The organism is Pseudomonas oplopanacis (genome assembly GCF_057128725.1).
In genome coordinates this window covers 26,773-49,318 of the sequence record NZ_JBSKHV010000010.1, presented here as the reverse complement: position 1 = coordinate 49,318, position 22,546 = coordinate 26,773, and the positions used below count along the sequence as shown (strand labels likewise).

The 22,546-nt window shown below is 61.7% G+C and carries 18 protein-coding genes; 7 read left to right on the top strand and 11 right to left on the bottom strand.

What is annotated here, in order from left to right; translation table 11 throughout:
- Positions 1-63: 63 nt before the first annotated feature.
- Positions 64-1,746: a methyl-accepting chemotaxis protein gene (locus ACWKV5_RS19655; protein WP_483842645.1), complete on the bottom strand. Its 1,683-nt coding sequence runs from the start codon at positions 1,744-1,746 to the stop codon at positions 64-66.
- Between the two features lie 199 nt (positions 1,747-1,945).
- Positions 1,946-3,262: a Na+/H+ antiporter family protein gene (locus ACWKV5_RS19650; protein ID WP_185044997.1), complete on the bottom strand. Its 1,317-nt coding sequence runs from the start codon at positions 3,260-3,262 to the stop codon at positions 1,946-1,948.
- Positions 3,263-3,556: 294 nt separating this feature from the next.
- On the opposite strand from ACWKV5_RS19650, the gene ACWKV5_RS19645 reads away from it, so the two are divergent.
- Positions 3,557-5,704, top strand: a complete 2,148-nt coding sequence (locus ACWKV5_RS19645) for a methyl-accepting chemotaxis protein (RefSeq protein ID WP_483842644.1) — start codon at positions 3,557-3,559, stop codon at positions 5,702-5,704.
- A gap of 148 nt (positions 5,705-5,852) precedes the next feature.
- Here ACWKV5_RS19645 and ACWKV5_RS19640 read toward each other — a convergent pair whose 3' ends face one another.
- Genes ACWKV5_RS19640 through ACWKV5_RS19625 form a run of 4 tightly spaced genes read right to left on the bottom strand, consistent with a single transcriptional unit; the run spans position 5,853 to position 8,448 of the window.
- Positions 5,853-7,166: a sensor histidine kinase gene (locus ACWKV5_RS19640; RefSeq protein ID WP_483842643.1), complete on the bottom strand. Its 1,314-nt coding sequence runs from the start codon at positions 7,164-7,166 to the stop codon at positions 5,853-5,855.
- Positions 7,163-7,831 carry a response regulator transcription factor gene (locus tag ACWKV5_RS19635; RefSeq protein WP_483842642.1) on the bottom strand — a complete coding sequence of 223 codons (669 nt, stop codon included), beginning with the start codon at positions 7,829-7,831 and terminating at the stop codon, positions 7,163-7,165. Before ACWKV5_RS19635 ends, ACWKV5_RS19640 begins: the two co-directional genes overlap by 4 nt.
- Before the next feature lie 3 nt (positions 7,832-7,834).
- Positions 7,835-8,140 (bottom strand): PepSY domain-containing protein, encoded by a 306-nt coding sequence (locus ACWKV5_RS19630; RefSeq protein WP_483842641.1) that lies wholly within the window; start codon positions 8,138-8,140, stop codon positions 7,835-7,837.
- Positions 8,140-8,448: a PepSY domain-containing protein gene (locus tag ACWKV5_RS19625; RefSeq protein WP_483842640.1), complete on the bottom strand. Its 309-nt coding sequence runs from the start codon at positions 8,446-8,448 to the stop codon at positions 8,140-8,142. The genes ACWKV5_RS19630 and ACWKV5_RS19625 overlap by 1 nt, the downstream gene beginning before the upstream one ends.
- 271 nt (positions 8,449-8,719) lie before the next feature.
- Between ACWKV5_RS19625 and ACWKV5_RS19620 the strand changes: the two genes are divergently transcribed.
- From ACWKV5_RS19620 to codA, 4 genes are all read left to right on the top strand, one after another.
- Entirely contained in the window at positions 8,720-9,799 is a 1,080-nt protein-coding gene (locus tag ACWKV5_RS19620) for a patatin-like phospholipase domain-containing protein (protein ID WP_483842639.1), read from the top strand.
- A gap of 84 nt (positions 9,800-9,883) precedes the next feature.
- Positions 9,884-10,240 carry a 6-carboxytetrahydropterin synthase QueD gene (gene queD / locus ACWKV5_RS19615; protein WP_081744008.1) on the top strand — a complete coding sequence of 119 codons (357 nt, stop codon included), beginning with the start codon at positions 9,884-9,886 and terminating at the stop codon, positions 10,238-10,240.
- A 211-nt stretch (positions 10,241-10,451) separates the two neighbouring features.
- Positions 10,452-11,276, top strand: a complete 825-nt coding sequence (locus ACWKV5_RS19610; protein WP_483842638.1) for an alpha/beta fold hydrolase — start codon at positions 10,452-10,454, stop codon at positions 11,274-11,276.
- Positions 11,277-11,380: 104 nt separating this feature from the next.
- Positions 11,381-12,622, top strand: a complete 1,242-nt coding sequence (gene codA / locus ACWKV5_RS19605; protein WP_483842637.1) for a cytosine deaminase — start codon at positions 11,381-11,383, stop codon at positions 12,620-12,622.
- Between the two features lie 112 nt (positions 12,623-12,734).
- Here codA and ACWKV5_RS19600 read toward each other — a convergent pair whose 3' ends face one another.
- A complete protein-coding gene (locus tag ACWKV5_RS19600; protein ID WP_483842636.1) occupies positions 12,735-13,727 on the bottom strand; it encodes a diaminopimelate epimerase in 993 nt (330 codons plus the stop codon).
- 194 nt (positions 13,728-13,921) lie between these two features.
- On the opposite strand from ACWKV5_RS19600, the gene ACWKV5_RS19595 reads away from it, so the two are divergent.
- The gene (locus ACWKV5_RS19595; RefSeq protein ID WP_483842635.1) at positions 13,922-15,508 is read left to right on the top strand and encodes a glucan 1,4-alpha-maltotetraohydrolase domain-containing protein; all 1,587 of its coding nucleotides are present in this window, start codon (positions 13,922-13,924) and stop codon (positions 15,506-15,508) included.
- Positions 15,509-15,617: 109 nt separating this feature from the next.
- Positions 15,618-16,769 carry an MFS transporter gene (locus ACWKV5_RS19590; RefSeq protein ID WP_483842634.1) on the top strand — a complete coding sequence of 384 codons (1,152 nt, stop codon included), beginning with the start codon at positions 15,618-15,620 and terminating at the stop codon, positions 16,767-16,769.
- Between the two features lie 96 nt (positions 16,770-16,865).
- On the opposite strand, the gene ACWKV5_RS19585 is transcribed toward ACWKV5_RS19590, so the two are convergent.
- The 4 genes from ACWKV5_RS19585 to ACWKV5_RS19570 all read right to left on the bottom strand — a co-directional run bounded on the left by ACWKV5_RS19585 (position 16,866) and on the right by ACWKV5_RS19570 (position 22,541).
- A complete protein-coding gene (locus ACWKV5_RS19585) occupies positions 16,866-19,289 on the bottom strand; it encodes a TonB-dependent siderophore receptor (protein WP_483842633.1) in 2,424 nt (807 codons plus the stop codon).
- A gap of 108 nt (positions 19,290-19,397) precedes the next feature.
- The gene (locus ACWKV5_RS19580; protein ID WP_483842632.1) at positions 19,398-20,372 is read right to left on the bottom strand and encodes a FecR family protein; all 975 of its coding nucleotides are present in this window, start codon (positions 20,370-20,372) and stop codon (positions 19,398-19,400) included.
- 40 nt (positions 20,373-20,412) lie between these two features.
- A complete protein-coding gene (locus tag ACWKV5_RS19575) occupies positions 20,413-20,913 on the bottom strand; it encodes a sigma-70 family RNA polymerase sigma factor (RefSeq protein ID WP_059182462.1) in 501 nt (166 codons plus the stop codon).
- A 137-nt stretch (positions 20,914-21,050) separates the two neighbouring features.
- Positions 21,051-22,541 carry an aldehyde dehydrogenase family protein gene (locus ACWKV5_RS19570; protein WP_483842631.1) on the bottom strand — a complete coding sequence of 497 codons (1,491 nt, stop codon included), beginning with the start codon at positions 22,539-22,541 and terminating at the stop codon, positions 21,051-21,053.
- Positions 22,542-22,546 lie beyond the last annotated feature (5 nt).

Here is a 22,546-nt window from a genome sequence, read left to right as displayed (position 1 = left end):
CACCTGTGGCGAGGGAGCTTGCTCCCTCGCCACAAAGGCTCGCTCCCACCGGTTTTGTGAGTGTCAGATACGGAACTGGCCGACCAGTTTGCCGAGGCGCTGGCCGAGGTCTGCCAGGCTGCGCGACGTCTGCGCACCGAGTTGGGTTTCATCCGCCACATTGTCCACGGCAACCGCGATCTGATGCACGCTGCGGTTGATCTCTTCCGCCACTGCCGTTTGCTCTTCCGCAGCGCTGGCGATCTGTGCGTTCATCGAATTGATAGTGCCGATCAACTGCGCCATGGTGTCCAGCGAGGCGCCCGCCTCATTGGCCTGGGCGGAAGTGCCGTCACCCGCTTCACTGGAACGGCGCATGGCTTCCACCGCCGATTGGGTCCCGGCCTGCAAGCGGTCAATCATGCTCTGGATTTCCTGGGTGCTGATCTGCGTGCGACTGGCCAGCGCCCGCACTTCATCGGCCACCACCGCAAACCCGCGGCCTGCTTCACCGGCGCGTGCCGCTTCGATGGCGGCGTTGAGCGCCAACAGGTTGGTCTGATCGGCAATCGAACGGATCACCCCGAGCACGCTGACAATCGACGACACGTCTTTTTGCAAGCTGTCCAGGGATACGCCGCTGCTGCGGATGTCGTCCACCAGCGCATGAATCTTGACGATGCTGCCCGCGACCACGCGTTTGGCGGCCTGACCTTCTTCGTCGGTCTGCTGCGCCGCGACTGCCGCGTTTTGCGCACTTTTGGCCACTTCCTGCGCCGCTGCCGACATTTCGTTGATCGCCGTGGCGACCTGATCGGTCTCGTGACGTTGACGCTCCATGGCCTGGTCTGAGCGCTGGGCCTGATCGGACACCTGGTTCACCAGCCCAGTCAGTTGTGTGGTCATTTCGGTGATCTGACGCACGAGGCTGTGGATCTTGTCGACAAAACGGTTGAACGAGCCCGCCAGTTCGCCGAGCTCATCCTGGCTGGTGATGGTCAGGCGACGGGTCAGGTCGCCCTCGCCTGCAGCGATGTCATCGAGGTTGGCTTTCATCATGTTCAACGGGCGCAGGATGGTGTTGGCCAGCAGCATGCCGACCGCCGCGATCACCAACAGCACCACCACGGCAATCCCGACGATGCTCAGCAGCACGCCTTCCATGCGCTCCTGAACCTTGGCTTCCACCAGCGCGACTTGCGCTTCGATGCCGTCGAGGTTGACCGACGTACCCACCGCCATGTCCCACTTCGACAGGTATTCGGTGTAGCCCAGTTTAGGCACCAGCACTTGGGTGTTGCCGGGCAGCGGCGAGCTGTATTGCAGGTAGTGCGTCCCGTCCTTGGCGACTTTCACCAGGTCGCGGTTGACGTAGACGCCGTTCGGGTCGCGGTTGTCCTTGAAGCTCTGGCCCACGCCTTCGGGGCTGTTGGCCTTGAACAGGCGAACAGTGTTGGAGTCGTAGCCGAAGAAGTAGCCTTCCTTGCCGTAGGTGATGCTCGACAGCAACTTGATCACCTGCGCCCGCGCGGCATCATCACCGGGGGCGGCGGCGTCGTAGAGCGGTTTGATCGTGGTCATGGCCACGGCCACGTAGCTTTGCAGAGTGGCCTTGGCGTCGTTGAGCAGGCGCTGGCGCGTTTCCTCGACTTCCTTGTGCGCCTGTTCCTGAAGCACGAACAGCGTGGTCAGGCTGATAACCAGGGCAAAGAGCAACACCGGAAGAACGGCAAGGGACAGGACTTTAGCCTTCAGGCTCATGCGCATGACGGTTCACTCTTTTGGTTTTGTTGGCGTGGTTAAAGGCTTTAACGGCACGCCGGGCCAAAAGTTGAGCGCGGTCCCCTGTGGGAGCGAGCCTGCTCGCGAAAGCGGTGTGCCAGTCGATGTTGATGTTGACTGATACACCGCTTTCGCGAGCAGGCTCGCTCCCACATTTAGTCCACTGTGATGAGGAAGAACGGGGTTAGAGAATCATCGCAGCCACCCAACCAAACGCCAGCAGCGGCAGGTTGTAGTGCAGGAACGTCGGGACCACGGTGTCCCAGATGTGGTGATGCTGGCCGTCGATGTTCAAACCCGAGGTCGGGCCCAGCGTCGAGTCAGAGGCTGGCGAGCCGGCGTCACCCAGGGCGCCGGCCGTGCCGACGATGCAGACGATGGCCAGCGGGCTGAACCCAAGCTGCACGCACAGCGGCACGAAAATCGCCGCCAGGATCGGCACGGTGGAGAACGACGAACCGATGCCCATGGTCACCAGCAAACCGACCAGCAACATCAACAGGGCGCCGATGCCCTTGCTGTGGTTGATCCACGAGGCCGAGGATTCCACCAGCGTCTGCACCTGGCCGGTGGCTTTCATCACTTCGGCAAAGCCGGAGGCGGCGATCATGATGAAGCCGATCATCGCCATCATCTTCATGCCTTCGGTGAACAGGTCGTCGGTTTCACGCCACTTCACAATGCCCGACACCGAGAAAATCAGGAACCCGGCCAGGGCGCCGATGATCATCGAGTCCAGCAGCAACTGAATAATGAAGGCCGCCACAATGGCCACGCCCGCGACCATCAGGCTCAGCGGGTTGTACTGCACCGCGACCTGTTCGACTTGCTCGATTTTTTCCAGGTCATAGACGCGCTTCTTGCGGTAGCTGAAAAACGCCACCGCCAGGCCGAACACCATGCCCAGCGCCGGAATGCCCATGGCGTGGGTGACATTGATGCCGCTGATGTCCACACCGCTGCGGGCGACGTTGGCCAGCAGAATCTCGTTGAGGAAGATGTTGCCGAAGCCCACCGGCAGGAACATGTACGGGGTGATCAAACCGAAGGTCATCACGCAGGCAATCAAGCGGCGATCCAGTTGCAGCTTGGTCAGCACGTATAAAAGCGGCGGTACCAGCAGGGGGATAAAGGCGATATGTATCGGCAGAATGTTCTGCGAAGCGATGGCCACCACCCACAGCAAACCGATCAGCAGCCACTTGACTTGACCGCCACCGCTGGCGTGTTGCCGATCGACCATCGCCAGGGCCTTGTCCGCCAGGGCATGGGCCATGCCGGACTTGGCAATCGCCACGGCGAACGCGCCGAGCAGGGCATAGGACAACGCCACCGTCGCCCCGCCGCCGAGGCCGCTGTTGAAGGCTTTGAGCGTGGCGTCGATGCCCAGGCCACCGGTCAGGCCACCCACCAGCGCGCCGACAATCAGCGCGATCACAACGTGCACGCGGGACAGGCTGAGAATCAGCATGATGCCGACCGCGGCGATTACAGCATTAATCATCGTTACCTCAAGGCAAGCGAAATGAGCTCAGCCGGCAGTCTGCGAAGAGCCGCCAGCGGATTAAGGAATGGGTTTTATTAGAGGGCGCGCACTGTGCCGCAGAGTGGGCTCGGTGTCAAAGCGCGAGGGTCTGGCGATATGTAACGGACAGTGAACCCCCTCGCCACAATAGTGCCCCCCTTTCACCACAGCCAATCGCGGGTTTCGATATTTGCCAAAGGGATAAAGAAAGCAGATTTGCGGCCGCTACAGTGCAAAGTCTCAGATATTTATCGAATAAAGGACGTCTCCATGTCACTAAGACAACTTTCCATCCAATGGAAAATCACCCTGTTGGCCGGGCTTTGCCTGGCCGGCATCGTGACCCTGCTGGTGGGGCTTTCGCTGTACCGCATGGAGCACAGCTCCGCGATGGTGAAAGCCTCAAGCATGGAGATGCTCACCGAAGCCGCCCAGGCGCGCATCGAATCCCAGGGTGAAAACCAGGCGCTGCTGATTCGCCAGCAGTTCATGGACGCCTATCAATATGGCCATGGTTTCTCGCGTCAGGTGCTGTTCCTGCGCGATCAGGCGGAAAAGCGCTTCCTGGACGCCTTCGACCTGCGCGAAGACCTGACCCGCCAGGTCAAGTCGGCTCTGCAAGCCAACCCGGAACTGCTCGGCCTGTCGCTGGTGTTCGAAGCCAATGCGCTGGACGGCAAGGACGAACTGTTCACCGGCCAGGCGGAGCTCGGCAGCAACGACAAGGGCCGTTTCGCCCTGTACTGGTCACAGCCGACTCCGGGCAAAGTGAAATCCATGGCGCTGCCGGAAAGTGACATGGCCGACACCAGCACCGGCCCCAGCGGCGAACCGGCCAATGCCTGGTTCACCTGCCCGCGTACGTCGCTCAAGCCGTGCGTGATCGAACCGTACTTCTACGTGATCGACGGCCAGAACGTGCTGATGACCAGCATCGTGTTCCCGCTGATGGTCAACGGCAAAGTGATCGCCTCGCTGTCGGTGGACATCAACCTCAACAGCCTGCAGGCCATGAGCCAGGGCGCGAGCAAAAAGCTCTATGACGGCCAGACCAACGTCAGCATCCTCAGCCCGGTCGGTTTGCTCGCCGGCTACAGTGCCGACGCCAGCAAACTCAGCCAGCGCCTGGACAGCGTGGACAAGGCCAACGGCGCCGAGCTGATCCGCATGCTCGCCGGCAGCAGCAAAACCGAAAGCCTGCACAACGATCACCAGTTGAAAGTGCTGGCGCCGTTCCAGCCGATTCCCGGTGGCAAATCCTGGGGCGTGCTGCTCGACGTGCCGGAAAAAGTCCTGGTCGGCCCGGCCGAAATCCTGAAAAAACAACTCGACGACAGCAACACCACCGGCACTCTGGTCGAGCTCAGCCTCGGCGTGCTGGCCGCATTGATCGGCCTGTTACTGGTGTGGCTGATGGCCCGCAGCGTGACCAAACCGATCCTTGGCGTGGCCCATATGCTGGAAGACATCGCCAGCGGCGAAGGCGACCTGACCCGGCGCCTGGCCTATGACAAGAAGGACGAACTGGGCCAGTTGGCCGGCTGGTTCAACCGTTTCCTCGACAAGCTGCAACCGATCATCGCCGAGGTCAAACGCTCGGTGCAGGACGCACGCAGCACGGCGGACCAGTCGTCCGCCATCGCCACCCAGACCAGCGCCGGCATGGAGCAGCAATACCGTCAGGTCGATCAGGTCGCCACCGCGTCCCACGAAATGAGCGCTACCGCCCAGGACGTCGCCCGCAGTGCCGCGCAAGCCGCGCAGGCGGCCAAGGATGCGGATCAGGCGACTCGCCGCGGGTTGACCGTGATCGACCAGACCACCACCAGCATCGACCACCTCGCCGCTGACATGAGCGCGGCCATGGTGCAAGTCGAAGGGCTGGCGGCGAACAGCGAGAAAATCGGTTCGGTGCTGGAAGTGATTCGCGCGATTGCCGAACAAACCAACCTGTTGGCTCTCAACGCTGCCATCGAAGCCGCCCGTGCCGGTGAGGCCGGACGCGGTTTTGCCGTGGTCGCCGATGAAGTGCGCAATCTGGCGCGCCGCACTCAGGAATCGGTCGAGGAAACCCGCCTGGTGATCGAGCAATTGCAAAGCGGCACCCAGGACGTGGTCGGCTCGATGAACAACAGCCATCGTCAGGCTCAGGGCAGTGTCGAACAGGTCAGCCAAGCCGTGACTGCGCTGCGCCAGATCGGCGATGCAGTGACCGTGATCAGCGACATGAACCTGCAGATTGCTTCGGCGGCGGAAGAACAGAGCGCCGTGGCGGAAGAGATCAATAACAACGTGGCAACGATTCGCGACGTGACGGAATCGCTGTCGGGGCAGGCGAATGAATCGGCGCGGGTCAGCCAGTCGCTGAACAGCCTGGCGAATCAACAGCAGAGTCTGATGGATCAGTTCCGGGTCTGACCCGGCTATCGCGTCAGCTGAAGATCAAAATGTGGGAGCGAGCCTGCTCGCGAAAGCGGTGTGTCAGGTAACAGAGATGTCGACTGACACACCGCCTTCGCGAGCAGGCTCGCTCCCACAGGGGATTTTTGGTGGGGTTTGGATTGGGTCAGCGTTTGGGGAGTTCGATCACGACCTTCAACCCGCCCCACTCGCTCTCGTCCAGCCGCAACACCCCACCCCACGTGTCGACGATGTCGCGCACAATCCCCAGCCCCAACCCGTGCCCATCCGTCTGTTCATCCAGCCGCGTACCGCGACTGAACACTTGCGCCCGCTGGTCCTCGGGAATCCCCGGCCCATCGTCTTCCACGCTCAACTCAAACCCGTCTGCCGTCTCGACCACGCTCAAGCGAACCTCGGCATCCGCCCATTTACAGGCGTTGTCGAGCAAGTTACCGAGCAGTTCAAGCAAGTCCTCACGGTCCCACGGCAGCTGCAAACCGGCCGGTGCGCGGTAGCTGAGCGCCAGGTGCTCGCCATGAATCATGTTCAACGTCGCCAACAGCCCCGGCAGTTCTTCATCACAATCAAACAACGCCCCCGGCAGCGCGTCGCCGGACAATCGGGCGCGGTTGAGTTCGCGGTTGAGGCGTTGCTGGACCTGTTCCAGCTGCTGTTTGAGGATCTTGCGCAACTCGGGATGAGCGTCGAGTTTTTCGCTGGACGCCAGGCTCAACAGCACCGCCAGCGGGGTTTTCAAGGCGTGACCGAGGTTGCCCAAGGCATTGCGCGAACGCTTGAGGCTGTCTTCGGTGTGCGCGAGCAAATGGTTGATCTGTGCCACCAGCGGCACAAGTTCCACTGGCACCTGATCATCCAGTTGCGAGCGCTGACCTTGTTGCAACTGGGCGATCTGTTCGCGGGCCTTTTCCAGCGGGCGCAAGGCGCGGCGCACAGTGATGCGTTGCAGCAGCAAAATCAGCAGCAACCCGGCCAATCCCAGTCCCAGCCCCACTTGCTGCATGCGTTTGAAGCTCTCGCGCACCGGCGTGTAGTCCTGCGCGACGCTGATGGAAATCGACTGGCCAAGGCGTCGATAGTCGGAACGCAACACCAGTAACTGCTGCCCTTCCGGCCCCAATTGCAGGTTGCTGTGCAGGCCCGGATGCTCCAGCCGTGGCAACTCCTGATCCCACAGCGAACGGGAGCGCCAGTGGTTATCGTCGAAATCAATGCGGAAGTAATGCCCGGAGAACGGGCGTTGATAGGCCGGCGACAGATGCCGCTCATCCAGTTGCAAGCCTTGCGGCCCACGGACCAGCGCCACCAGCAGGTTTTCGCTGTCGTCGCGCAGCCCGGCTTCGAGGTAGCGCTGCAAGCCCATTTCGAACAACCACAGGCTGGTTTGCGCCAGCACCAGGCCGACGACGACCATGACGCTGATCAGTCCCAGGCTCAAGCGGCGCTGGATCGACCTCACTGAGCAGCCCCGCCGAACAGGTAACCCTGACCGCGACGGGTTTCGATCACGCTGCGACCAAGTTTGCGGCGCAGGTGGTTGACGTGAACTTCCAGCACGTTGGAATCGCGCTCGGTTTCACCGTCGTAGAGGTGTTCGGCGAGGTGGCTTTTGGAGAGGATCTGTTCAGGGTGCAGCATAAAATAGCGCAGCAGGCGAAACTCGGCGGCGGTCAGCTGAATGTCGGCGCCATCGCGGGTCACGCACTGACGGCCTTCATCGAGGTGCAGCCCGGCCGCCTTGAGCGTCGGCTGATTGGCCTGGCCGTGGGAGCGACGCAGCAGCGCCTGAACCCGCAGGTGCAATTCTTCTGGATGAAAGGGCTTGGTCAGATAATCGTCGGCACCGGCCTTGAGGCCTTCGATGCGCTCGGCCCACGAATCGCGTGCGGTGAGGATCAGCACCGGCGTCGACAAACCGCCATCGCGCCATTGCTTCAGCACCTCAAGCCCCGACAAACCCGGCAGGCCGAGGTCGAGGATGATCAAATCATAGGGCTCGCTGCTGCCCTGATAGACCGCATCGCGACCGTCGGCCAGCCAGTCCACCGCATAACCCTGACGATTGAGGCCGGCCATCAGTTCGTCGGCCAACGGCACGTGGTCTTCCACCAGCAGCAATCGCATCGATCAGTCTTCCTTGTCTTTGAGTAAACGGCCGGTGGTGGCCTCGATGTCCAGCTCGCGGACCACGCCCTCGGCGGTCAGCAACTCGACTTCATAAATGTAGACGTCGTGCTTTTCTTCAAGCTCGGCTTCCAGCAGTTTGGAACCGGGATAGCGATCCAGCGCCTGCTGCAGCAGTTGCTCCAGTGGCAGGATCACCCCTTGCTGGCGCAGGCGCAGGGCTTCGTCCTGGTCGAGGTCGCGGGCCATGACCACCGAACAAAACGCCAGAAGCAGCAGCGCCATGCGTGAAAACGAAAACACCTTCATTACGTATCCTGATGATCCTTGAGAACCTGGCCGCTGACGGCGTCTAATTCCAGGTCCCACTCGATGCCCTGTGGGTCGCGCAGCTCAACCTGATAAATGTACTTACCGTACTCTTCTTCCAGTTCGGTCTGGGTCACCGTCGAACCGGGGTGTTTGGCCAGAGCCGTGGCGTTGAGCTTCTCGAAAGACACAATGGTACCAGCGTCACGCAGCCTCAGGGCTTCGTCGGGACCGAGGTCGCGAGCGTGGGCGAGGCTGGCGGTCATGGCGATGATCGAGGCGGTGAACAGGGCAGTCAGGGTTTTCATGGGTGTCTCCGTATTTTTATGTGTTGCCTACGAAGGGCACCTTAGCGAGCTGAACTTAATTGAAACTGAATTGCCATCATGAAAGATGGCAACACGATATTGCAGACGTCACCCGAAACCCCGTGGGAGCGAGCCTGCTCGCGAAAGCATCGGAACACGCAACATTAACGTATCTGACCCACCGCTTTCGCGAGCAGGCTCGCTCCCACAGTGGATTGGTGGTGTTGCCCGACCTGTTTATAATCCCCAGCTGCCAACCATCGAGACCGGTATGACCGCCATCCACATCAAGTTCCCCTCCCTGACACTCAAGGCCGGCCCGCGTGCGTTGGCGCGCATCCGTAAAGACGGCTTGAGCGCCGCAGACGTCGGCACCTTGCCCGGTGCCGCCGGTGGCCCCAAGGCATTGGGGATTCAAGGGCTGGACCTGGCGTTGTTTGGCGAATGGCTACCGGCCGCACCGCGCGAACGTTCGCTGATTGGCGCCTCGGTCGGTTCCTGGCGCTTCGCCAGTGCTTGCCTGCCGGACGCCGCCGAAGGCATCCGGCGCCTCGGGCATTTGTACACCGAGCAGAACTTCGCCAAGGGCGTGACCATGGCGCAGATCAGCCAGAGTTCGCAGCGCATGCTCGATGAACTGCTGGACGGCCGCGATGCCTCGATCCTGAGCAACGCGAATTACCGACTGAACATCATGGTGGTCAAAAGCCACGGCAACCTGGCCGACGATCATCGCGGCCGGCTCGGGCTGGCGCTGGGCTCGGTGATCGCCGACAACCTGCGCGGTCGCGCGCGACTGTCGCGGCACTTCGAACGGCTGATCATTCACGACCCGCGCTTGGCCCCGCCGGTCAATGCGCTGAACGACTTTCCGTCGCGCTTCGTTGCGCTGAACGCCGACAACCTGCGCCAGGCGCTGCTGGCGTCGGGTTCGATCCCGATGGTGATGGAAGGCGTGCGCGACTTGCCCGGCGCCGGTGCGGGGACATTCCGCGATGGCGGACTGCTCGACTATCACCTCGATCTGCCCTACAGCGGCAACGACATCGTGCTGTATCCGCATTTCACCGACCGGGTGATTCCCGGCTGGTTCGACAAGACCTTGCCGTGGCGCCGTGCCTGCCCCGCGCGCTTGCAGGATGTTCTGCTGCTGGCGCCGTCGAAGGAGTATCTGGCGCGCCTGCCCTACGGCAAACTGCCGGACCGTAACGATTTCAAGCGTTTCATGGGCGATGCGCCGGCCCGGCAAAAATACTGGCGCGCCGCCATGGACGAAAGCCGTCGCCTCGGCGATGAATTCCTCGAACTGGCCGCCAATGGTCGCCTCGGCGAGCGCTTGCTGACCCTTTAGTCAGTGTTTCGCCCGCAGCTCTGGTAAACTCGCCGCCTGCCCACATCGCCGCGGCGATCGCCACCTGACAGAGCTGAAATCACTGTGGAAATCTTCAAAGAGTTTACGTTCGAATCCGCCCACCGCCTGCCCCACGTACCGGAAGGCCACAAATGCGGTCGCCTGCACGGTCACTCGTTCAAAGTGGCGATCCACTTGAGCGGCGACCTCGACCCGCACACCGGCTGGATCCGCGACTTCTCGGAAATCAAGGCGATCTTCAAGCCGCTCTACGAGCGCCTGGACCACAACTACCTGAACGACATTCCCGGCCTGGAAAACCCGACCAGCGAAGTGCTGGCCAAATTCATCTGGAATGAATTGAAGCCCCTGCTGCCGGAACTCAGCGCGATCCGCATCCACGAAACGTGCACCAGCGGCTGCATCTATCACGGCGAGTAACCCGCTCCAACAGACAACACAAATCCACTGTGGGAGCGAGCCTGCTCGCGAAAGCGGCGTATCAATCGACATATTCATCGCCTGACACACCGCTTTCGCGAGCAGGCTCGCTCCCACAATGAGACTGCGTTTCGTCAGTGAATGATCAAGCCACCTTCATCGGTGGCTTTTTTATGCCTATGCTTTTTGCCTCGCCCAAGAGGACACGCACATGGCTGACTGGCTGCTGGACCGCCAATACCGCTTCAACGGGCACCGCATTCACTACGCCGTGCACGGCGACGGCCCGCCGCTGGTGTTCGTGCATGGCACGCCCTTCTCTTCCTACGTGTGGCACCGCATCGCCCCGCACTTCATCGGCACGCACCGGGTGCATTACTTCGACCTGCTGGGCTATGGCCAATCCGAGAAGATCGACGGCGACGTGTCGCTGGGCGTGCAGAACGAGTTGCTGGCACATTTGCTCGATCACTGGGCCATCGAGCGGCCCGACGTGGTCGCCCACGATTTCGGCGGTGCCACCGCGTTGCGCACGCACCTGTTGAACGACAAGGACTACCGCAGCCTGACATTGATCGACCCGGTGGCGCTGACACCGTGGGGTTCACCGTTCGTGCAGCATGTGCGCCAGCATGAAGCGGCGTTCAGTGGCGTGCCGGATTACATCCAGCAAGCCATTGTGCCGGCCTACATTCGCGGGGCGATAAAACGCGACATCCCCGATGAAGAACTCGCGCCGTATGTGCAGCCATGGCTGGGTGAGCCGGGGCAAGCCGCGTTCTACCGGCAAATTGCGCAGATGGACGAGCGCTATACCCGCGAGGCTGAAGGGTTGTACCCGAGCATTCGGTGCCCGGTGCAGATTCTGTGGGGCGAGGACGACCAGTGGATCCCCATCGAACGCGGCCGGGCGCTGCATCAGCGGATACCGGGGTCGCAGTTTCATCCGATCCCCAATGCCGGGCATCTGGTGCAGGAAGACGCGCCCGAGGCGATCGTCGCCGCGTTGCTGAAATTCCTGCCCCTGACTCAATGACCCCACACTCCTACAAGGGCCGTGCTGTGTTTCGTCACGCGGCACTGGCATGGATCGCCACTGCCGCGCTAATTTAGAGTCATCAACCCAAAGGGACTCGCCTCATGCACATCATCAACGCCCGCCTGCGCAACCAAGAAGGCCTGCATGAGTTGCACCTGGAAGACGGCCTGATCCGCACCATCGCCCGACAGACCGAAGCCCCGACCCTGGGCCCCGAGGACCTGGACGCCGGCGGCAACCTGGTGGTGCCGCCCTTCGTCGAGCCGCACATTCACCTCGACGCCACCCTGACCGCCGGCGAGCCGCGCTGGAACATGAGCGGCACGCTGTTCGAAGGCATCGAGTGCTGGGGCGAGCGCAAGGTCACGATCACCGAGGAAGACACCAGGACACGCGCCAAGAAAACCATCCAGACCCTCGCCGCCCACGGCATCCAGCATGTGCGCACCCACGTCGACGTCACCGACCCGCAACTCACCGCGCTCAAGGCAATGCTCGAGGTGCGCGAAGAAAGTCGGCACCTGATCGACATGCAAATCGTCGCGTTCCCGCAGGAAGGCATCGAGTCGTACCGCAATGGCCGCGAGCTGATGGAAGAAGCGATCCGCATGGGCGCCGATGTGGTCGGCGGCATTCCGCACTTCGAGTACACCCGCGATCAGGGCGTCAGTTCAGTGAAGTTCCTGATGGACCTGGCCGAACGCACTGGCTGCCTGGTGGACGTGCACTGCGACGAAACCGACGACCCGCATTCACGCTTCCTCGAAGTGCTGGCCGAAGAGGCGCGCAGCCGCGACATGGGTTCGCGGGTCACCGCCAGCCACACCACGGCGATGGGTTCTTACGACAACGCTTACTGCGCCAAACTGTTCCGCTTGCTCGGGCATTCCGGGATCAGTTTTGTCTCCTGCCCCACTGAAAGCATTCACCTGCAAGGACGCTTCGACAATTTCCCGAAACGCCGTGGCGTGACTCGCGTCAACGAGTTGCTCGAAGCGGGGATGAATGTGTGCTTCGGCCAGGACTCGATCGTCGACCCGTGGTATCCGCTGGGCAATGGCAACATCCTGCGGGTGCTCGAAGCGGGGCTGCACATCTGCCACATGCTCGGGTATCGCAACCTGCAAAGTGCATTGGACCTGGTGACGGACAACAGCGCCAAGGCGATGAACCTCGGCGAGCGTTATGGCCTGGAAGCGGGACGGCCGGCGAACTTGCTGGTGCTGTCGGCGGACAGTGATTACGAGGTGATTCGCAGCCAGGGCTTGCCGCTGTATTCGGTGCGCGGGGGCAAGGTGCTGATGAAGCGGACGATGCCGGTGGTGGAATGGCCAGGGCAATGAATTTGCACTGACTGTCAGGGCCCCTTCGCGAGCAGGCTCGCTCCCACAGGGGATTTGTGAACGACACAGATCCAATGTGGGAGCGAGCCTGCTCGCGAAGGCTGCGTCAAAATCAACCCATCAACCGAGCCGTACCAAACAGCCTGACCCGACTCAATTCCCCCTCATCTTCCTCCAGCAAAATCGGCGCCGTACCGCCCGGCATCACCACTTTAACTTCACCCGCCGAAACCCAACCGACCCGCCAAGCCGCACACGCCACCGCACTGGCGCTGGTGCCCGACGACGCCGTCGGCCCTTCCCCGCGCTCAAACACCCGCGCGACAACCCGGCGTTCGGACTCAAGCATCGCCCACTGCACATTCACCCCCGCCGGACACGGCTCACCGCCCCCGGCCGGCATGGCATAAGCAATCCGCAGCAACCCTTGAGCCAGCGGTGAGTCACGCATCTGCGCATTGCTTGGCAACGCAGCGGCCTCGGCCACCAGCGTCACGCAATGTGGATTGCCGACGCGCACAAACTGGCTGCGGTTCCAGGCCGGATCCAGCGCCGACAATGGCGCGACATGACTGACATCCCGACCGTTCAACAGCACCTCTTCAACCCCCTGCGCGCCCACGGCTTGCGGCCCGAACGTTGGCTTTCCGAGGTCCAGCCAAAACCCTTGCACGCCCTCGACCTCGGCCGGTTTCACGGACGTCTCCCCCGGCGAAACCGTGTCCATCTTGTCGTGATGAACCCGCAGCAGGCACGCCCCCTCCTCCGGCATCAAGCCCTGCTCACTGAGCGACTGGGAGAAAATCGTCAGCCCATTGCCACTGCGTTCGGCCAACGTGCCGTCGGTATTGACGATCAGCAGGTCATACGGCGGCGCCGCTTGAAACGGCCCGACCAACAAACCGTCGCTGCGATGGTCCTTGCTGCCGGGCGGCTGAGTGCCGGGGGCCCAGGCACAAAATGCCTCGATCGCCGCCAACGCCCATTTCTCGCGGGTTTGCGCGGCCTGACTGGCTTGCGCAGGCAAATCGATACCGCTGTCACGCACGACTTCAGGCGCGACAACTGCATAAATATTGCCTCGAGCATCGTAGAACCGGGTCATGGATCAATCCTGAATTCAGCGTGAGAAGAGCTCGTACTGTAGGCCACCGCCAGAAAATTCTCATCTCACTGAACCGTTATGAGCACCCTGCGCTCTATCGCGAATCGGTTGGACCGACCTGTCAGTTATGACAGCAGACAAGTCTTTGCAGCGGGCCCAGAGTGAAGTTCTTCATTCGCACCTGGGACAGCCTCATGAAAAGGACCTCGCGGCTAGCGCTATTCATTGCCCTGGCTTTCACCGGTACGGCAATGGCCGACGCATCAGCCCCGGTTCGCAATGGCACCGGGGAAGAAATCCTGCTGCAGGGGTTCCACTGGAACTCCAGTCGCAACGAACCCGAAAAATGGTATGCGGTATTGGCACGCATGGCCGGTCAAATCGGCAACGACGGTTTTACCGCCATCTGGATGCCGCCGCCGTGGCGAGATACGTCCAGCTGGGTAGACAGCAACAAAGGCACCTCCGGGGGTGGCGAAGGTTATTTCTGGCGCAGCTTCGATAAAAACAGCCAGTACGGCAGCGATGAGCAACTCAAAACGGCCGCCGCGGCGCTGAACAGTGCCGGGGTCGAGGTGATTTATGACGTGGTGCCCAACCACATGGATGACAGCCAGGTAAACAATCCTCTGTTTCCCGGAGGCCGCAACGAGTGGCGCCACGATTGCAGCCAGTGCGACGAAGGCGATGCCTTCATGGACGGCAATGCAGACCTGAACACCGGCAACACAGCGGTCTATGACACCTTCAAGAACGAGCTGGTCAATTTGCGCCAACAGTACGGAGCCAAAGGCTTGCGCTTCGACTTTGCCCGCGGCTATGCACCGGAAACCGTCGATCGCTGGATGACAGCCTTTGGTAATCAGCAGTTCTGTGTCGGCGAAATGTGGAAAGGCCCCAGCGAATACCCGGCCGGCGATTGGCGCAGCGAGGCCAGTTGGCAGGATTCACTCAAGGACTGGTCCGACCGGTCCCACTGCACCATCTTCGACTTTGCCCTGAAAGAGCGGATGCAGAACGGTTCTATCGCCAAATGGCGGCATGGGCTCAACGGCAATCCCGATCCACTCTGGCGCAAGATCGCCGTCACCTTTGTCGACAACCACGACACCGGTTTTTCACCAGGACGCTACGACGGCCAACATCACTGGGCATTGACCGAAGAACAGCGGAACAAGGCCTACGCTTACATCCTCAGCAGTCCCGGAACACCGGCGGTGTATTGGCCGGACATGTATGACTGGCAACGCGGCGAGATGATTCGCCAGTTAATCAAGACCCGCAAGGAGGCCGGAATCAAGGCCGACTCACCGATTCGTTTTCAGCCTCAATATTCCGGGTTGGTCGCGACGACGACCGGCACTCGCAAAAGCCTGGTGATTGCCCTGGACTCGGACCTGACAAAACTGCCCCAAGGCCTGGGTCAACCGACGCTGGAACGCGATGGCGGCAAAATTCGCCTGTGGAGCACGGCTCCCGAACAACCGCCCGTCAGAGTTGCCTTCACCTGCGACTACGCCACCACTTACCCCGGACAGAGCGTTTACGTGGTGGGCTCATCACTTGAACTGGGGGCCTGGGACCCTGGCCATGCCGTGGCATTGAACTACAAGCCCGAGGAAAACCGCTGGACTGGCTCCATCGAATTGCCGGCGCAACAGGGCATCGAATGGAAATGCATCGTGCGCGGCAACGATCCGTCGAGTGCCGCGCGCTGGCAGCCCGGGCCGAACGTGAGCTTCACCAGCGGCGCAGCCAATCAGACACGCGGGACGTTTTAGACACGCCGCTGCATCTCCGTGAAAACCCTCCGAGGTCGCGGGACGCTGCCTGATATGCAAGGATGTTGCCTTGCCTATCGTCAGCAACCCGCAATGCCAAGGATCTTCCATGACTGCCCTCAACACTCCCGCGCCTGTCATCCCCGGCCGTCTGGAGCAGATGTCCACCCGCATCGCCTTCTTCATCGCCGGTCTCGGCATCGCCGCCTGGGCGCCGCTGGTGCCCTACGCCAAGGCACGGGCCGGGCTGGATGAAGGGACGCTCGGTCTGCTGCTGTTGTGCCTCGGGGTCGGGTCGATTCTGGCGATGCCAATGGCAGGGCTGCTGGCGTCACGCTTCGGCTGCCGTCGCGTGGCAGCGGGTGGAACGCTGCTGATCTGTGCGGCCTTGCCGTTGCTGGCGACGGTGTCGTCAGTGCCGGCGTTGATCGCCACCTTGTTCATGTTCGGTGCCGGGCTGGGCACGGTGGATTCGACGGTGAACCTGCAAGCGGTGATCGTCGAACGGGCCAGCGGCAAGAACATGATGTCGGGGTTTCACGGGATGTTCAGCCTCGGCGGGATCGTCGGCGCGGCGGGCGTCAGTGGCTTGCTCGGCCTTGGGATTTCACCGCTGGGCGCGATGTTGGTGGTGATTGCCGTGCTGTTGCTGGCCCTGTTGAAAGCGGCGCCGCACCTGTTGCCTTACGGCAGCGAAAGCACCGGCCCGGCGTTTGCCGTGCCCCATGGCATCGTGCTGTTTATCGGCGGGATGTGCTTCATCGTGTTCCTCGCCGAAGGCGCGGCGCTCGACTGGAGTGCGGTGTTCCTGACGCAAGAGCGCGGGATCGATACCGCGTATGCCGGGCTGGGGTATGCGGCGTTTGCGTTGACCATGACGGCCGGGCGCTTGACCGGTGACCGGATAGTCCGGCGCCTGGGTTCCACGCGGGTGATGGTGTTCGGCGGGCTGACGGCTGCGGCGGGCCTGGCGCTGGCGACGTTCGCACCGGCCTGGGAGACAGCGCTGGTGGGGTATGCGTTGTTGGGTGCGGGGTGTTCGAACATTGTGCCGGTGCTGTACACCGCTGTCGGCAAACAGACGGTCATGCCCGAACACATCGCTGTGCCGGCCATTACCACATTGGGTTATGCGGGGATCCTCGCCGGCCCGGCGCTGATCGGGTTTATCGCCCATGGCAGCAGTTTGAGTTTTGCCTTTGGGTTGATGGCGTTGCTGCTGGTGGCGGTGGCCATTGGCGGCAAGGTGTTGAAGGCTTAAAAGCTTCGCGAGCAGGCTCGCTCCCACAGGGGATGTGTGAACGACACAGACCCAAGGTGGGAGCGAGCCTGCTCGCGAAGAAGGCGACTCGGTCTATCAGAACCCCACACTGGCCTGCACAAAGAACGTGCGCGGCGCCCCCACGTACATCCCCGAGTTATTGTCGCTGGACCGGGTGAAATACTGCTTGTCGAAGATGTTCTTCACCCCCGCGCCCAGCTTCAGGTTCGACAACTGCGAACCAAAGTCATAGCCAGCGCGCGCGTTCCAGGTCACGTAACCCGGAATATCGCCAAACTGTCCGTCCGCCGAACCTTCGGTGATGTAGTTGCCGTTGAAGCTGCCATCGGCATTCACACCCGTACCCGGCGAGCGCTGCTTGGACTGGGCAAACGCATCGAGGTTGTAGGTCCAGCGATTGATGTCGTAACGCAGCCCGGCAGTGGCCACCTGACGCGAGTAGAACGGCAGGTCACGGCCCTTGAAGCCTGGAATCTCACCCTCATAAGTGGCGCGGGTGTAGGTAAAACCGGCGTTGGCGGTCAGGCCATCGAGCATCGGGTTGAGCGCAGTCATGTCGTAATGCACGGAGGTTTCAATACCCTGGTGCTTGGTCGCGCCGAGGTTAGTCCAGCCAACGTCGTTGCTGATGTATTGCAGTTCATCATCGAAGTCGATGTAGAACAGCGTCACTTCGCCGCCCCACACGTCGTTGTTGTAGCGCGTGCCGACCTCATAGGTCTTGGCCTTTTCCGGCTCCAGGCCGTTGGCGGTGTTGTCGCCGATACCACCCTGGCCGAGCTGGAAATACTGCAGGCTGCCAAACGACGTTTCGTAGTTGGCGAACAGCTTCCACTCTTCAGACAGGTGGTACATCACGCTCAGGGCCGGCAGCGGCTCGTTGCTTTCGATGCTGCGGTTTTTCTCCGGCACACGCTTGCCGGCGGTATCGAGCACGGCGCGGTCGTGCCAGTCGGTGCTGATGTGTTCGAAGCGGATGCCCGGGGTCACGGTCCAGTTGCCGATGTCGATTTTGTTGTCGATGTACACCGAGTTGGCTTCAGTGCCGCCGGTACGGTCCTGGAACACATGGCCGTCAGAGGACGGCGTCAGCACCGGCTGATTGTTCACCAGCGCGACACGGCTTGATTCTTCGTGCATCGCTTCCTTCAGGTAGCGATAACCGACGCTGACTTCCTGCGTGGTCGGGCCCACGTCAAACACATGGGACACCCGTGGTTCGATGCCGAACGTGTAGTAACTGCGCGGGTACGAGCTGAGGGTTTTCTGGTCGCGGGCGGCGATGTTGCTGCCGCGAAAACTGTCGGTGTAGTACGTCAGCACTTCGGCCTGGGTACGGTCGTCAATCTGCCGCGCCCACTTGAACGACACGTCTTTGCGGCGGCCGCTGAAGTTGTCGTAGTCGCGCACGGACTGGAACGGGTCGGCGTCGTATTGCGCCTGCGTCAGGCCGCCGGGCATGTCGGCACTGGCGTCGTAATAGTGAAAGTTGAGGCTGAAATCATCGACATCGGTCGGTGCCCAATGCGTCTTGAGGATCACGTCGTCGATGTCGTTGCCGTTGTTGCTTTCGCGGTAACCGTTGCCGTTGACGCCGGAATACAACAGCGCCATGCCGATGCCGTTGTCAGCGGTGCCGCCGACGAATGCGGTGTCGATGTGTTTCCAGCCACCGTGCTGTGAAGTTTCCAGGGTGGTGCCGATTTCACCGGTGGCTTTTTCCGGGATCGCGCGCGTCACGAAGTTGATCACGCCACCGACGTTTTGTGGCCCATAACGCACGGAACCGGCGCCACGCACCACGTCGATGCTGTCGAGGTTGCCCGAGGAAATCGGCGCCATCGACAATTGCGGCTGGCCGTACGGCGCAAACGCGGCCGGTACGCCGTCGATCAACACGGTGGAGCGCGGCGACAGACGCGAGGTCAGGCCGCGCACGCCAACGTTCAGGGAAATATCGCTGCCGCCGGTGCCGTTGGCGTCCTGTACTTGCACGCCGGGTACACGCTTGAGCACATCACCGACGTTCATCGCACCCTGCTCGATCATCGCTTCACGGCGAACCACCGTTCGCGCGCCGGGGTGATTCTGCACCAGGGTCTCATCAGCATCGTCGAGCCAGTCACCGACCACTTTGATGTCGGTCATGCCCAGTTCAATCGGACCCGCAACAGCGGAAGTCTGTGCCGGGGTCAGGGTCACCGAGCCTTCGTCGATCTGGTATTGCAAGCCGCTGCCTTGCAGCAATTGGCGCAAGGCCTCTTCCGGCGAGATGTCGCCGTCGACGGCCGGGGCTTGTTTGCCGGCGACCAGTTCAGGACTGAAAAAAACCTGCAACGAAGACTGCTGGCCCAGCTCACTCAAGGCCTCGCCCAATGGTTGCGCCGGAATATGAATGCCACCGGCGGCGAACGCCTGGGGCAGCGCGGCGCTGACCGCCAAGGCGAGCGCCAGCGGTAACCAATGGGTTTTGTTGTTTTTGGCAGAGGTGTTATTCACGTCGAACAATGTCCTGTGGATCGCAAACGAATGCGTTTGTTAATGCAAACCAGTTGCAGTTGGACAAGAAGACGATGAACTCGAAAAAAACCTGAATCGGTTTGGAAATTATTTGGAAATTATTTCCTGACTGCCGTCATCGAGGGTGCGCACGGCCACCGGCAGGATGCTCGGCAGGGCCTTGAGCAGTGCGTCGGTGTTGTCGGATTTGAACACGCTGGTCAGGCGCAGGTTGCCGACTTTGTCGCTGCCGACGGTGAGCGGCTTCTCGCGATAGCGCGACACTTCGGCCGCTACCTCGCTGAGGCTGGCGTTGTTGAACACCAGTTTGCCGCTGCGCCACGCGGTCAGTTCTGCCGGGTTGACGGCGTAGGCCGCCGCGACAGTCCCTTGGGCGTCAATGCGCGTACCGAGGCCGGCGCTCAGGCTGACGAATTCGGCGCCCTGCCCCTGAACCTTGACCGTGCCCTGTTCCACCGCCACTCGGGTTTCGCTGAGATCACGGCGCACATCGAAGCGCGTGCCGGTGACCGTGACCAGACCATTGCCAGCATCGATCACGAACGGTCGGCTGGTGTCGTGCTCGACGCTGAACATCGCTTCGCCCTCGATCAGCTCAATGCCGCGCCGGTCTTTTTCAAACTTCACCTGAATGCGGCTGCGGCTGTTCAAGTCGATCACCGAACCGTCGGGCAACGCCACATGACGGCGCTCACCCAACGCAGTGGAATATTCGGCCGTGTAAGGCGCCGGATGATTCAAACCGCTGAACAAGCCCAGGCCCAGCGCCACGGCCACCACACTCGCGGCCACCGCGTAACGCACCCACGACTGGCGTGATTTGCGGACTGGCGGGTTTTCGCATAACGCTTGCAAGCGCGCGGCCGGCACCAGATCAGCCGCCGTCCACAAGCCTTGCAGGACTTCGAATTCTTCTCGATGTTGAGGGTGTTCGCCGAGCCACGCCTCGAAGCGCCGGTATTCGACGACGTCCACCGCCGGCTCCTGCATCCGCACAAACCAGCGCGCCGCGTCGTCCCGAACGGTTGCATGCCCGCACGCACAATCACGAGTATCCATCATGGAAGTTCCTGTTGAGCTGGGGATGAGAAGGCGTTGCCGATCATGGTTGCAACCCGTCGAGGCGGTCGCGCAGATGCCGCAACGTGCGGATCATATACTTTTCCACCATGTTCTTGGACAGCCCCAGGCGTTCGGCGATTTCAGCCTGGGTCAGGCCTTCGATCTTTTGCCACACAAACACCTTGCGGCAATTGAGCGGCAGCTCGGTGAGCGCCCGTTCGATGGAATCGGCCAACTGGATCGCCTGCATGTACTGCTCCGGGTCGCCGGTCGACGACACACTGAGATCATTCGCCTGCGACTCCATGGCGCCCCGTCGATCCTCCCGCCGATAACCGTCCACCGCGATGTTGCGCGCGGTCTGGTGCAAATAGGCCCGAGGCTGCTCCACCGCCGCCGAATTCGACTCAAGCACCCTCACGAAGGTGTCGTGGGCCAGATCCTCGGCCTGCTGACGATTTCTCAGGCGACGGGTCCAGGTGCCAACCAACTCTTCGTAATGCTCGAAAAAGCCGTGTCTGCGGGGCAGCTTGGGGGTCATTGCGGTGTGCTGTGGGAACGAGGCGTGAATAGTAATGCTTCCTATTAACCGGAAGCAATGGATTCCACGTCGGCCCTGTCGCCGTTAGTCAGGCAAGCCAACGGCCCCCATTGCAGGGGCCGTTGTAATTCACTAAATCAATGCGCGATGCACACCGATTTCAACTCGGTATACGCCTCAATCACCGCACGCCCGAACTCACGGCCCATGCCCGATTGCTTGACGCCACCAAATGGCATCGCCGGGTCCAACAGCACGTGGGCGTTGACCCACACCGTACCGGCCTCGATACGCGGCACCAGGTTCATCGCTTTACCGAGGTCATTGGTCCACAGGCTGGCGGCCAGGCCGTAGCGGTTGTCGTTGGCCAGCGCGATCACGGCGTCTTCGTCGTCGAATGGCATCACGCCCAGCACCGGGCCGAATACTTCTTCACGGGCCACGGCCATGCTGTGGTCGATGTCGGCCAGAATGGTCGGCTGCACGTAGAAGCCCTCGCCTTCCACTAACTCACCGCCCGACACCACGCGCGCGCCTTCGCGGCGGGCCAGTTCGATGTGTTTGAGCACGCTTTGTTGCTGCTTGCGCGACACCAGCGGGTTGATCGCGGCGTTGCAGTTCATGCCCGCGCCGATTGGCATGGCGGAGACCGCAGCGGCGAGCGCTTCGACGAATTGGTCGTGGATCGAGCGGTGCACGTAGAAGCGCGACGCCGCTGCGCAAACCTGGCCGTTGTTCAGCAGACCGCCGAGGATCGCGCCTTGCACGGCTTTTTCGATGTCGGCATCAGCGAGCACGATCATCGGGTTTTTGCCGCCCAGCTCCAGCGAGAAGCGCGTCATGTTTTCCATGCAGGCCACGCCGACACTTTTGCCCACCGCAGTGGAACCGGTGAACGACACTTTGCTCACCAGCGGATGCGCGGTCAGCACGCCGCCCACCGAAGCACCGCCACCGGTGACGACGTTGAACACGCCAGCCGGAATGCCGGCTTCCAGCGCCAGCTCAGCCAGGCGCATGGCGGTCAGCGGGGTTTCCATCGCCGGTTTGATGATCACCGTGCAACCGGTGGCCAGCGCCGGCATCAGTTTCCAGGCAGCGATCAGCAGCGGGAAGTTCCACGGCACGATCCCGACCACCACGCCCACTGGCTCACGCTTGGTGAACGCGGTGAACTTGGCGCCCGGCGGCAGCGGGATCGACACGTCGAAGGTCTGGCCTTCGATCTTGGTCGCCCAGCCGGACATGTAGCGCATGAATTCCACGGTCGCGTTCAAGTCGAGGGCGCGGGCCATGTTGATCGACTTGCCCTGGCTCAGGGTTTCCAGTTGCGCCAGTTCTTCGGCGTGCGCTTCAACCAGTGCGGTGAAGTTCAGCAGGATGCGTTCGCGGTCGGCCGGACGCAGGCCCGACCACACACCGGATTTGAACGCTTTATGGGACGACTGCACGGCCTGCTCAACCACGTCCAGCGGCGCGTCCAGGGTTTCGCACAGGGTTTGCCCGGTGGCCGGGTTGACCACGGCAATGGTCGGGCCATCGGCCAACACCCATTGGCCATCGATAAAGCAGCCATGGCGGCGGTCAAGGAAGGCGGCAACCTGCGGCAGAATTTCAACGTTGCTCATAATTC